The organism is Citrobacter sp. C5_2 (assembly GCF_014596845.2).
Lineage (GTDB): Bacteria > Pseudomonadota > Gammaproteobacteria > Enterobacterales > Enterobacteriaceae > Citrobacter > Citrobacter werkmanii.
Window position 1 is genome coordinate 3,099,306 of the sequence record NZ_CP115032.1, and the last position, 12,925, is coordinate 3,112,230.

The 12,925-nt window shown below is 47.8% G+C and carries 14 protein-coding genes; 5 read left to right on the plus strand and 9 right to left on the minus strand.

Annotated features, from left to right (window positions below):
- Positions 1-597 precede the first annotated feature (597 nt).
- Complete coding sequence (locus tag ICA20_RS15240) at positions 598-975, plus strand: MysB family protein (RefSeq protein WP_038643106.1); 378 nt, start codon at positions 598-600, stop codon at positions 973-975.
- Here ICA20_RS15240 and ICA20_RS15245 read toward each other — a convergent pair whose 3' ends face one another.
- The 3 genes from ICA20_RS15245 to mdoG form a co-directional block, all read right to left on the minus strand.
- On the minus strand, positions 976-1,203 hold the full coding sequence (locus ICA20_RS15245) for a YceK/YidQ family lipoprotein (protein WP_038639644.1): 228 nt from the start codon (positions 1,201-1,203) through the stop codon (positions 976-978).
- Between the two features lie 76 nt (positions 1,204-1,279).
- A complete protein-coding gene (gene mdoH, locus ICA20_RS15250) occupies positions 1,280-3,808 on the minus strand; it encodes a glucans biosynthesis glucosyltransferase MdoH (protein ID WP_038639642.1) in 2,529 nt (842 codons plus the stop codon).
- Positions 3,801-5,336 carry a glucans biosynthesis protein MdoG gene (gene mdoG, locus ICA20_RS15255; RefSeq protein WP_087857802.1) on the minus strand — a complete coding sequence of 512 codons (1,536 nt, stop codon included), beginning with the start codon at positions 5,334-5,336 and terminating at the stop codon, positions 3,801-3,803. Before mdoG ends, mdoH begins: the two co-directional genes overlap by 8 nt.
- Before the next feature lie 270 nt (positions 5,337-5,606).
- On the opposite strand from mdoG, the gene mdoC reads away from it, so the two are divergent.
- The gene (gene mdoC, locus ICA20_RS15260) at positions 5,607-6,767 is read left to right on the plus strand and encodes a glucans biosynthesis protein MdoC (RefSeq protein WP_038639636.1); all 1,161 of its coding nucleotides are present in this window, start codon (positions 5,607-5,609) and stop codon (positions 6,765-6,767) included.
- Between the two features lie 20 nt (positions 6,768-6,787).
- On the opposite strand, the gene ICA20_RS15265 is transcribed toward mdoC, so the two are convergent.
- The 6 genes from ICA20_RS15265 to csgB form a co-directional block, all read right to left on the minus strand.
- Positions 6,788-8,209, minus strand: coding sequence for a phospholipase D family protein (locus ICA20_RS15265; RefSeq protein ID WP_038639633.1), 1,422 nt, complete (start codon positions 8,207-8,209; stop codon positions 6,788-6,790).
- A gap of 1 nt (position 8,210) precedes the next feature.
- A complete protein-coding gene (gene ymdB, locus ICA20_RS15270; RefSeq protein WP_038639630.1) occupies positions 8,211-8,753 on the minus strand; it encodes an O-acetyl-ADP-ribose deacetylase in 543 nt (180 codons plus the stop codon).
- A gap of 100 nt (positions 8,754-8,853) precedes the next feature.
- A complete protein-coding gene (locus ICA20_RS15275) occupies positions 8,854-9,174 on the minus strand; it encodes a type 1 fimbrial protein (RefSeq protein WP_038639628.1) in 321 nt (106 codons plus the stop codon).
- Positions 9,175-9,323: 149 nt separating this feature from the next.
- Positions 9,324-9,656, minus strand: coding sequence for a curli assembly chaperone CsgC (gene csgC, locus ICA20_RS15280; protein ID WP_038639625.1), 333 nt, complete (start codon positions 9,654-9,656; stop codon positions 9,324-9,326).
- Positions 9,657-9,717: 61 nt separating this feature from the next.
- Complete coding sequence (gene csgA, locus ICA20_RS15285; protein WP_006685125.1) at positions 9,718-10,167, minus strand: curli major subunit CsgA; 450 nt, start codon at positions 10,165-10,167, stop codon at positions 9,718-9,720.
- A 40-nt stretch (positions 10,168-10,207) separates the two neighbouring features.
- Positions 10,208-10,663: a curli minor subunit CsgB gene (gene csgB / locus ICA20_RS15290; protein WP_032939898.1), complete on the minus strand. Its 456-nt coding sequence runs from the start codon at positions 10,661-10,663 to the stop codon at positions 10,208-10,210.
- Between the two features lie 759 nt (positions 10,664-11,422).
- Between csgB and csgD the strand changes: the two genes are divergently transcribed.
- Genes csgD through csgF form a run of 3 tightly spaced genes read left to right on the plus strand, consistent with a single transcriptional unit; the run spans position 11,423 to position 12,909 of the window.
- Entirely contained in the window at positions 11,423-12,073 is a 651-nt protein-coding gene (gene csgD, locus ICA20_RS15295; RefSeq protein WP_038639621.1) for a biofilm master transcriptional regulator CsgD, read from the plus strand.
- Positions 12,074-12,077: 4 nt separating this feature from the next.
- A complete protein-coding gene (gene csgE / locus ICA20_RS15300; RefSeq protein ID WP_038639617.1) occupies positions 12,078-12,470 on the plus strand; it encodes a curli production assembly/transport protein CsgE in 393 nt (130 codons plus the stop codon).
- A gap of 25 nt (positions 12,471-12,495) precedes the next feature.
- Positions 12,496-12,909 (plus strand): curli production assembly/transport protein CsgF, encoded by a 414-nt coding sequence (gene csgF / locus ICA20_RS15305; protein WP_016152599.1) that lies wholly within the window; start codon positions 12,496-12,498, stop codon positions 12,907-12,909.
- Positions 12,910-12,925: the final 16 nt, after the last annotated feature.

A 12,925-nucleotide genomic window follows, 5' to 3' on the forward strand; every position in this document is an offset into this window, starting at 1 on the left:
TTCATTTATTATTTAATGATTTTTTATCCATTTATAACACTTGGTATTAATCATCTATTATTATGTATCCTTTTTTAAAACGCCTCACGCCATTAACAGATGTTGCACATGGCGGATACTTAGTCATTACCTTTCCGGCTCTTGAGTTCAGTATCTCTCAATAATTACCTCTGTGATTTTTTCACATTAATAAATATTTTTTCCTTTATTTTGATAAGGTTAGACATCCACTCATCAGAACAATAGGCATTACTGCAAGCAAAGAATCGAATAAATACGTATTAAATCTGAAGATTCATTTATATAACAGTATCGTTTATTTATTTGATTTTCATTACGCCACAGCTAACCACACACATTACCTTTTTTTCTCAAATTCGCGGTCGTCCATTACGCCAACTTCAGTATCTCGCATTGTAAATTTTTCCATACCAATCGAAGACGTCATCATAAAACCCTGTCGTCGCTACCAACGGCTGGCATTCATTTAGGTTAGCTCTGCAGTCAATGGGTTTGACGCTCCGCGGATCGAGGTCTATAGATTGAATCATCACCATTTATTGTTCACCTTAGGAGAAGATTATGGCAAAGAATGACATGTATTTTTATGCCACGCTGGAAGAGGCTATTGATGCTGCTCGTGAAGTGTTTCTGGCAGATAACCCAGGTCTGGAGGCTGACGATGCCAGTGTTCAGCAGCTAAGCGTACAAAAATACGTGCTACAGGATGGCGACATTATGTGGCAAGCAGAATTCTTTGCCGATGAGGATGATGTCGATGGTGAATGTCTGCCAATGCTAAGCGGTGAAGCGGCGCAAAGCGTTTTTGATGGTGATTATGATGAGATTGAAATTCGTCAGGAGTGGCAGGAAGAAAACACGCTTCACGAATGGGACGAAGGTGAATTTCAGCTGGAGCCTCCCCTTGATACCGAAGAGGGTCAGACCGCAGCTGATGAATGGGATGAACGATAACTACTCGTAAGGCCCATGGTGAATGTCGAGCGGTAACAACAGCGTATCAAACACCAGCGAAAACGGCAGGTCGAGGATGGTGACGTAGCGCCATGCGGAATCCCGGACATCCCACTGTACGCCCGGATAGTATTGGTTGCCATGCCCTTGTCCTGGGATGGTCCGGCTAATGATGCTGCCGCATCCGCTCAGGAACAAGACCATTATCGCCACTGCCACTATTCGCATCTGGTACCCCATGACTCTTTTTATTCAGTATAAAAAAATACCGGCACCAGGCCGGTATTTTCACATTACAGAACGCTTATTTTTTCCTGAGCGCTAACGGATTCAGGGTCAGGCCCTGATAGTAATTCACCCACGAAGAATACTTATCAGGTGAATTCCAGACGCGATAATGCAAACGCGCCATGGTCACCGGATCGCTTAACAGCACAAGGCGACGATCGCGATTCAGTTTCTCCGGCGTTTCGTTCAGCGCCTGCTCCACATGACGGTCGCGTGCAATCTCAAGTACGTTACTCACACGGTGGCGAGCAGTCGCCATTGCCGTAGCCAGCGCGTTAAATGACGGGTTAAAAACCGCATGCATAAAACCGTCGTCCAGCGTACGATTACGGTTCATTACCAGATAGGTATCTGTATCCACCAGCACCTGCGGCGGAGAGTACTCTTCCGGGATCAGGAACAGCTTCCAGCGTTTGGTTCGTAACCCAACCGTAGAACGACTGGAAATTACGGAAACAAACGGCGAGAGGATCAGCGAGAAGACAATCGGCGCCAGCCAGAACAGAAAACGCAGATCCAGCCAGGCCATACCCACAGCCCACACCAGCCCCAGCAAGAGCTGAGAACCGTGACGCATAAACGCTTCCCCCCACGGGGTGGAATCGTCATCACGCTGCGGCGAATTCCACACCACTTCCCAACCGAGGAATGCGCTCACCACGAAAACGGTATGGAACAGCATACGCACCGGCGCCAGCAGCACGGAGAACAGAACCTCCAGCAGCAACGACAGCGTGACGCGAATAAATCCGCCGTACTCTTTCGTCCCTTTACACCAGATAAGCAAAATACTCAGCAGCTTCGGCAGGAACAGCAGCACCATGGTGGAAGCAAACAGCGCGATCGCCAGTTCAGGACGCCACTGCGGCCAGACCGGGAATAACTGCCGCGGTTGTAGGAAGTACTGCGGCTCCGTCAAGGCATGGACTACCTGCAATGCGGTAGACAACGCGAGGAACATGAACCACAACGGCGCTGACAGATAGGACATAACGCCGGTGAGGAACACCGCGCGGTGAACCGGATGCATCCCCTTAACCAGGAACAGACGGAAGTTCATCAGGTTGCCATGACACCAGCGACGGTCACGCTTGAGCTCATCCAACAGGTTTGGCGGCAGCTCTTCATAAGAACCCGGCAGATCGTAAGCGATCCACACGCCCCAGCCGGCACGACGCATTAATGCCGCTTCCACGAAGTCATGGGAGAGGATCGAGCCTGCAAATGAGCCTTCGCCAGGTAACGGCGCAAGCGCACAGTGCTCAATAAACGGCTTCACGCGAATGATGGCGTTATGACCCCAGTAGTGCGATTCACCCAACTGCCAGAAGTGAAGCCCGGCGGTAAACAACGGGCCATAAACACGGGTCGCGAACTGCTGGCAACGCGCATACAGCGTATCCATACCGGAAGCCTTCGGTGAAGACTGGATAATCCCGGCGTTAGGATTCGCTTCCATCAGACGAACCAGACCGCTCAGACAGTCGCCGCTCATCACGGAGTCAGCATCCAGCACCACCATATAGCTGTACTGATTCCCCCAGCGGCGGCAGAAGTCATCGATGTTGCCGCTTTTGCGCTTCACACGACGACGACGACGACGGTAGAAAATCTGCCCTTCGCCCTGCACTTCGGCAATCAGTTCCATCCACGCTTTTTGTTCCGCTACGCAGATATCAGGATTGTAGCTGTCGCTCAGGATGTAAACATCAAAATGCTCGGCGTTGCCCGTGGCTTTAACTGACTCCCACGTGGCGCGCAGCCCCGCGAATACGCGGTCAACGTCCTCGTTACAGATAGGCATAATCAGTGCGGTGCGGTGTTCAGGATTCAGTGGTTCGTCCCCGACCGTTGAGGCGGAGATACTGTACTTATCTCGCCCAATCAGCAGTTGCAGGAAGCCCATCAGCGCAGTCCAGAACCCTGCAGAGACCCAACAGAAAAGCACGGCAAACAAAATCAGGATCCCGGTCTGTAGCATATAGGGCAGCAATTGCATAAAGGAGACCCACAGGTCCTGCCCCATCATGTCGACCGGATTTATGAATGCCCAACCCTGATACGGAAGGATCGTCTTCATATACCAGGTTGCTACCACCGTTTGCGCCAGCGTTAGGATCAACAGCGTATAGCGGCGGATTGTGCCAACGGTACGCCATTTTTGCTCGCTCTCTTGTTCTTCTTTCGTCAAACGCGAAAGATAACGCGGAGTCACATCACGTCCACGCAGACGATCCCAAAAACGACCAACCGGGTTGGTACGCCAGGGATCGGGGAACATTGAGGTACGCGTTGCTTTAGGCATTGCCTGAAGCTGATCGCGTCCTTCATCGTCTTTAACCAACTGCTCTTTCGCCAGAGAATCTGGCCATGCTTGCTCAAGACGAGCTTTCACAGAACCCTGCGGTGAATCATCTTCGCGCGAGTAAGTACGATGCTCAGCATCCAGCGCCTGATGAACGGCGCGGATGTCAGTTTTCGGCAGAGCCGCTTTTTCGATATCCGAAAGCGGCATTGCGTCAATATACTCAGTAGTCTTATTCATTGGCAGGTAACTGGTAGCTCCAGGTTTCACTCAACGTCTGATCGGCATTGACCAGGGCTGCTCGCATTTCAGTGGTTTTCTTCACGTCTTTCACCTTCACGCGCAGCATCAAACGCCAACCTTTAGTGACCGGGTTGTAACGCACGGTGTTTTCAACGATCTCGCCGTTGTCGCCAATGCTGGTTTGTGCGGTAACCGGGGTATCCTGTGGCAGCTTTTTCATGTCTGCGCCGGTAAAATCCACCACAAACGCGATAGTACCGTCTGGCTGACGAATCAGATTGGATTGTTTAACATCACCCGTAGATCGACGAGTCTGTTGTACCCAGGCATTTTCCGGCGCATGAAGCTTGTCTTCATCACGCGTGAACGTCAGGGAGTACTTGAAGTTCATCTCTTTGCCCGCTTCAGGCAGTTGATCCGGCGTCCAGTACGCAACGATGTTATCGTTCGTTTCATCGTTAGTCGGAATTTCAACTAACTCAATCTTACCTTTGCCCCAGTCACCTTTTGGCGTGATCCAGGCGCTTGGACGCAGGTCGTAACGATCGTCAATATCTTCAAAACGCGAGAACTGACGGCCACGCTGCAACAGACCGAAACCTTGCGGGTTTTCCATGGCAAAGCTGCTCACCGCGAGATGTTTCGGGTTGTTCAGCGGCCGCCAAATCCATTCACCGTTGCCAGCGTGGATAGACAAACCATTAGAGTCATGCAGTTCCGGACGATAATTCGTTGCCGGAGAAGGCTGATTTGGGCCGAACAGGAACATACTGGTTAACGGCGCCACGCCCAGCTTGCCCACTTTGTCGCGCAGGTAAACTTTGGACTGAACATCAACAACCGTGTCGCGACCCGGAATAATGACAAAGCGATACGCTCCGGTTGCGCGCGGAGAGTCCAGCAAGGCGTATATGGTTAAACGTTTGTCAGTCGGTTTCGGACGTTCGATCCAAAACTCACGGAAGCGGGGAAATTCTTCACCAGAAGGGAGAGCGGTATCGATCGCGAGACCGCGCGCAGACAGACCGTAGACCTGGCCTGCGCCGAGAACGCGGAAATAGCTGGCCCCGAGCATGCTGACGATTTCATCGTTTTTATCTTTGCTGTTGATCGGATACAGCACTTTGAACCCGGCGAAACCGAGATCTTTTACCGTGTCTTTATCATGCTGAACATCGCCAAAATTAAAGTAATCCGGGCTATATTTGATTCTTTTCACCGCAGTGGCGGTAACTTCGTTGATTTTGACCGGCGTGTCGAAGTACATACCCTGGTGGTAGAATTCGAGCTTAAATGGGGTCTTGAGATTGCTCCAGTAGGCTTTATCGCGATTAAACTGGATCTGCTGATAATCCGCATATTTCATGTCGCGGAAAACGGAGGGCAAGTTACTTTTTGGCGCCTCATAGCCTTTACCGGCTAAGGATTGAGCTTGTTTTGCAACATCATCAATGCTGAACGCCCAGCTCGATGATGTGTACAGCGTTAACATGACTGCTGCACCCAACCAACGCATTTTCATCATTTGTAGTTTATGTTTCATAATTAGTAAGCACTTCCCCCTTTGTGTGCTTATATTGATCCGATCCATTTTAATGGATAATCGGGTATTCCGACAACTGAATCCCTGTATTGTTCGCACGCTGGCTCATGCTTTAAGCAGCTTTGTCTGCTGTTTTCACTTTGCGTGCTTATCCTGGAGACAGGTTGTTGGACTTCGTGTAGGGTTGGCCTCGAATGTAACCATTATTCGTCTTAGGGATAAGACGAAAAGTCTGAGAATACGTAACTGTCTATGAGCCCTGTATCACCACCACGTGAATATTTTCTTGACTCCATCCGTGCCTGGCTAATGTTGTTAGGGATCCCCTTCCATATTTCTTTGATCTACTCCACTCATACCTGGCACGTGAACAGCGCAGAGCCGTCATGGTGGTTGACCCTTTTTAACGATTTTATCCATGCATTTCGCATGCAGGTCTTCTTTGTTATTTCGGGTTACTTTTCGTACATGTTATTTTTGCGCTATCCGCTAAAGCGGTGGTGGAAGGTGCGTGTCGAACGCGTGGGAATCCCGATGCTGACAGCGATTCCATTGCTTACGCTGCCGCAATTTATCATGCTGCAATACGTGAAGGGCAAAGCAGACAGCTGGCATACTCTCAGCGGGTACGAAAAGTACAACACGCTGGCCTGGGAGCTTATTTCCCATCTGTGGTTTTTACTGGTTCTGGTGGTGTTAACGACCGTAAGCATGTGGGTATTTACCCAGATGAAAAATAAGACGATGCGTAGCGAAGGTGCCAACCCCTCTGCTGTGTCGATGACCAAATTAACGCTGATTTTTATTTTATTGGGTGTCGGTTATGCCGCCGTCAGAAGGACGATTTTCATCCTCTACCCTTCAATTCTCAGCGATGGCATGTTTAATTTTATTGTTATGCAAACGCTGTTCTATATACCTTTCTTTATGCTCGGCGCGCTGGCGTTTATCAACCCTAATCTGAAAGCGCTGTTTACCAGGTCATCGCGTAGCTGCACGATAGGCGCCGCATTGGCGTTTGTCGCTTACCTGCTCAATCAACGTTATGGCAATGGCGATGCCTGGATGTATGAAACCGAATATGTCATCACCATGGTCATGGGACTGTGGATGGTGAACGTCGTCTTTTCGCTTGGCCACCGTTTGCTGAATTTCCAGTCGGCCCGCGTGACCTATTTTGTCAACGCGTCACTGTTTATCTATTTAGTGCACCACCCTTTGACGCTGTTTTTTGGCGCGTATATCACACCGCATATCTCATCGAATCTACTGGGCTTTTTGTGCGGCCTGCTGTTTGTGGTGGGGATTGCGGTGATACTGTACGAACTCCATTTGCGCATACCGGTGCTGAAGTTTCTCTTTTCGGGTAAACCGGCCGTTAAGCAAGATAAAAATAAAGCTGTCGCCGGTTAATTTTTCTCTCATTGTGTGGTTCAGAGCAGCCACTCAATGGGTAACACCGACGCAAGCTTCACCAGAACCCGCTTCCAGAATCCTGTGGCGGGTTCTTTTTTCAGTACCTGTTCGCTGCCGGAAACGCGATCCACCCAATTAATTCTGCCCCAGCGGTCGAGGCGCAGTTGCCAGGCCATGTCACGCTGGCTCTGCATAAAACGTTTATGGATCACTTCAGCCAGCACTTCACTCTCAATCACAAACCCCATTTCCGTATTAAGCAGCGTTGAACGGGGATCAAAATTAAGCGAGCCGATAAATACTTTTCGACCGTCAATACTGAAGGTTTTAGCATGCAGGCTGGAACCTGAATTACCGGTTAATCCGCGATCGTGGACCACCGAAACGCGTTCGCGGGTAGGTTTAAGTTCGTATAATTCTACCCCGTAACGCAGCAGTTTTTTTCGCCATCGCGCGTAGCCCGCATGAACGATAGCCACATCATTTGCCGCCAGCGAATTGGTTAAAATCGCAATCTTGACGCCTTTCCTTACCATTCTCAACAGTTGCGCCACCCCAGCCCGAGTCGGCACAAAGTAGGCGGAAATAATATCAATGCGTTCGCCCGGTGACCCCATCACATCAAACAAACGCTGCGGTAATAACGAATGGCGCGGCGCTTTCCCTTCACCTTTGACAGGATCATCACTCAGCAAACGCGTTTTCGCCCAAATCAGCGGCAGCGACTGCTGATCGAGGCTGGCCATAAACTGGCTGGTTTCCAGCTTATGCAAATAGCGACGAGTAATATCATCGTTATACCAGGATTCAGGCAGCTCGATACGCTGCGAAGAATCTGACTCCGACATCTCAAGTACGTTTTGTAACGTTGAAACAGAGCGGCAGTGCCAGTAACGCTCAAAATCATCCGCAACATCTTTGACAACGGGACCAATAGCCATGACGTCCAGATCGGAAAACAGCGGTTGCTCACCCGCCCCAAAATAGGCATCACCAATATTACGCCCGCCCACGATGGTCACCACGCCGTCAGCGGTATAACTTTTATTGTGCATTCGCCGATTTAGCCGGGCAAAATCGGTCAAATAGCCCAGGGCGCGCAGGATGCGAAAGGAAAAGGGATTAAACAGACGAATTTCTATATTAGGATGGCTATCCAGCAGCCGCAGCGTGTCATCAAGACCCGGCGTGTTGTTGTCATCCAACAGCAAGCGAACCTTCACTCCACGTTTCGCCGCCGCCAACAGAACTGAAAACAGCAACAGACCGGACATGTCGTTCTCCCAGATGTAGTACTGCACATCCAGTGTACGTTCCGCCATTTCTGTTAGTCGATAGCGAGCAGCAAAGGCATCCAGGCTGTCATCCAACGTAAGAATGCCACAATCTCCAGGGTGGTTAGCACAAAGTGGCGTGATGGCCCGCTCAAGTCGCGTCATATCAATCCGTGTTCTTGTCACCTTGCCGGGAAAGTAGTCTCTTGTAGAGTTGAGCGTTTTCTTCGTCAAAACAAACAAAGTATATTTGATCGGGAAGCGTACGACGGGTAATAAATTTTAACACCGTATTTACCGCTATTTCTGCCGCTGCGGCGCGGGGATACCCGTAGACTCCGGTACTGATCGCCGGAAAAGCAATGGATTGATACCCATTGGCCAGGGCCAGTTGCAGCGAATTCAGATAGGCGTCTTCAAGACGTTCAGCCTCATGATGCCCTCCACCTTGCCAGACAGGCCCTACGGTATGAATGACCGCTTTTGCCGGAAGCGCCCCCGCCAGCGTGATAACGGCATGCCCGGTCGGGCATTCTCCCTGTTGCTGGATAACCTGTTTGCAGGCCTCCAGCAATGCGGGGCCGGCGGCGCGATGGATTGCGCCATCAACACCACCACCTCCCAGTAGCGATGAATTCGCCGCGTTGACGATCACATCAACAGCGATCGTCGTAATATCGCCGTGTAACACATGCACGCGTGAATGCATAAATTCCCCCTGACAAAACACGATTCATCAAGTGTACAGCAGGGATTTCCTTGAAATCTCACTTTTTAACCACAAGTTTGCATGTCTAAGCCAGAATGGTTCATTTATATTCAATGTTAAGGATCGCCATGTTTTTCTGTTCATTGAGGTAATGCATTTTCACAGTAGCAATTTGCTGCACATTCTGAGGGGCAGCCGTGACCTGTTGATGATTATAGAGACTATTACGGGTGGTGCCATTGCGCATACAAGACAATTCGATCTGTTGTTGTTGGGTGTTAACGTCGCAGGGCGCTTCAACTATTGCGCCGCGAAAATGGATAATGCCGCCGGGCGAGATCTGTTGCGCCATTATGGGAAAAGTGAAAAGAGATAACGTACATAAACTGGCGCTAAAAATACGTTTAAAAAATGTGCACATAAGGGTTCCTCAATGATTAGTCATCCTTGAGGGATCTGAATGATCCTTCACCACTGCGAGTTACGATCAAATAAAAACGCTGTACGTTTCTATATTCATAGAACAGCGCCGCATTCCCAGCCACACCCTTAATGCAAATACAGCAAAAATTATGGCTGACTGGTTGAGTCAGGCCATTGTTGTGACAAATGCAGAGACTGCCCGTCCGAAACGGTAACGATAATTTTGACCGAATCCCCCGGTGAAATATTAAAGCTCAGTTTGGTTAGTTCAATCGGCCGATTAGCGGGGACCGAAAGGCTTGTTTTCTGCTGCGATTGGCTTTGTCCTCCCTCCCCCTTACGAACGGCAAGGACCTGGACCTCACAAACGCAGGGTTGGGCTAACGTCACCTGAGGAATAATGGTGTACATATCGCCTTGTTGGGTCGTATTGAATGTTATTTGATTTGTCAGCGCGGCAATGAGTAATAATGTATGCATCATATTCTCCCGAAAAAAAAACAGGGCTCACGCCCTGTTTATTATCAGTCAGAAAACTGAATTAGTGTTGGTTAGCTGTTGCATTGTTGCCAAAACCAACTTGCTGAATCAGCACATTGGAGTCAGAAGCAGTCTGATTAACCAGCGCGCCGTTGCGGCCACCGAACTGGGTCACGCTAATATCAGCATTTTTTGCATTCCACTGATCGATGGTGGCATTGTTCTGGAAGCCAGTCTGTTTCAGGCTAATAGTACTGTCATCAGCCCCCTGGCCTACGACCGCGCCATTACCACGCCCATGTTGGGTGATGGTGACATCTGATTTACGCGCATCGCTTTGCAGAGCATTCGCAGCGTTGTTTGAACCATATTGGTAGATACTCAGCGAAGAGTCTGGGCCATAGTTGCTACCGCCGCCATGATGATTACCGCCCCATTGCGGAACAACACCAGCCAGAGCACTGCCAGAAACGACGATTGCTGCGAATGCTGCCACTTTTAAAAGTTTCATGGTAAACCCCCATCGGATTGATTTAAACGTCGATCATGGATTAGCGTTGAGTTACGCGAATTGCCATTTGCGACTGTCTCTGCACCACAACTGCTGTTTTTTGTGTACCATACTGGGTAATATTCGCTTTATTACCAGAGCCTTTCTGGATAATTACAGCTGTATTACCATAAGAACCTTGTTTAATACTCGCGTCATTGGAACTACCCACCTGATCAATATATGCAAAGTTATATGATCCCGTCTGGTCCGTTTTCGCCCGGTTACCAGAACCTTCTTGCGAAATGACCGACAATAGCTTCGAGCCCCCCTGACGAGTATTTGCACTGTTCGCAGTGCCAACCTGACCAATAATGGCTGCCTGATTAAATGAAGACTTACTTAATTCATTTACCGCAAAGTTATATTCTGAATTAGCTAAATCATAACTTGTTGCGGATGCAATCCCAGGCACACCCAGTATTGTAAACATCATAAATAACAACTTGTTTTTCATGTTGTCACCCTGGACCTGGTCGTACATGAAGTTAAATTAGTTACCACTCAAATTTTTGTTAACATGACTTACATTTGTTAACGTCACGTTACGATGAAGAGTATGTCCGTTGAAACATTTTAAATAACTCACCCGCCAGTGGTATTTTTATATCCTGATTCACACCAAAGTATTAATTAACAGTAAAAAACACGGTTGCGACAGCAGGTTCTATTTCTTTTTTAACCCTGCAAGTGAATTTCTATGCAGTAACAAAAAAGTGCATTTCCCGCGATTTCCGCGCCTCCCAGCTTAGTGCTGCGATAAGCATCGGTACAAGTCGTGACAAGCATCATTTTTTTCTATCTAAAATTGTCCAAGTTGAATCCAGGCGAAACAATCCGAATTCATTAGGAATGTAAAACTAACAAACCATAAATTTATTTATTTGATATCAATGCGATAGCATAATTTGTATGATTTTTTAAATCTATGCAATAATGCTGAAATGTACAACTTTACTATCAAATCTAAACTCAATTAAAACCCAAAAATCACATTTTAATATATAAATTTACATTATGTAACATGTTTAACACTTGCTTTAAGATTTGTAATAGCTAGATTGAAAACAGTTGAAGTCCATTTGTTTTAATATTTTCACCCCGTTGGGTTGATATTTTATTTCTACACAGCAGTGCAACATCTGTCAGTACTTCTGGTGCCTCTATTTTAGTAGCGGCAGCTGTCAGGTGTGCGACTAAAAAGTGGAGTTTCATCATGTTTAATGAAGTCCATAGTATTCATGGTCATACATTATTGTTGATCACTAAACCTTCTCTGCAGGCAACTGCGTTATTACAACATTTAAAGCAATCACTGGCGTTAACCGGAAAACTACATAATATTCAACGTTCTCTGGATGATATTTCCTCCGGCTGCATTGTTTTAATGGATATGATGGAGGCAGATAAAAAACTGATCCATTACTGGAAAGATAATTTAAGCAGAAAAAACAACAATATAAAGACTTTATTGTTGAATACCCCTGATGATTATCCCTATCGGGATATTGAAAACTGGCCGCATATCAATGGTGTATTTTACGCAACCGAAGATGAACAACGTGTAGTCAGCGGCTTGCAAGGTGTATTGCGCGGTGAATGCTACTTTTCGCAAAAGCTCGCCAGCTACCTGATCACGCATTCCGGAAATTACCGCTATAACAGCACGGAGTCGGCACTACTCACTCACCGTGAAAAAGAGATCCTTAATAAACTGCGTATCGGTGCCTCAAATATTGAAATCGCGCGTTCGCTGTTTATCAGTGAAAATACCGTGAAAACGCACCTTTATAATCTTTTCAAAAAGATAGCTGTCAAAAATCGTACGCAGGCGGTCTCGTGGGCCAATGATAACCTCAGGCGATAAAGCCATGAAACGCTATTTGAACTGGATTGTGGCAGCAAATTTGTTCTTTGCTGCCGGGAATCTACACGCGGCTGTAGAGGTGGAGGTTCCCGGACTGTTAACTGACCACACTGTCTCTTCCATTGGCCATGATTTTTATCGCGCCTTTAGTGACAAGTGGGAAAGCAAGTACACAGGAAACTTAACCATTAATGAAAGGCCCAGTGCACGTTGGGGAAGTTGGATTACGATAACGGTTAATCAGGACGTTATCTTCCAGACCTTTTTATTCCCGACGAAAAGAGACTTCGACAAAATAGTGGTCTTCGCATTGGCAGAAACTGAGGAAGCATTAAATCGCCGGCAAATAGATCAAACACTATTAAGCACAAGCGATTTAGCGCGTGATGAATTCTAAAACATGATTTTGTCCGGAGGCTTTCATGCGTGTCAAACATGCAGTGGTTTTGCTCATGCTAATTTCGCCATTAAGTTGGGCCGGAAACATGACGTTCCAGTTCCGCAACCCTAACTTTGGTGGCAACCCAAACAACGGCTCTTTTTTATTAAATAGCGCTCAGGCGCAAAACTCATATAAAGATCCGAGCGCTGGCGACTACGGGATCGAAACCCCAACAGCACTGGATAACTTTACCCAGGCAATTCAGTCGCAAATACTCGGCGGCTTACTCACCAATATCAATACAGGTAAGCCGGGGAGGATGGTAACCAGTGACTTTATCGTTGATATCGCCAACCGGGATGGGCAACTGCAATTAAATGTCACTGACAGGAAAACGGGAAGAACTTCGACTATTGAAGTGTCAGGTTTACAAAACCAGTCAACCGATTTCTAAATGAGAGCCACGAAAG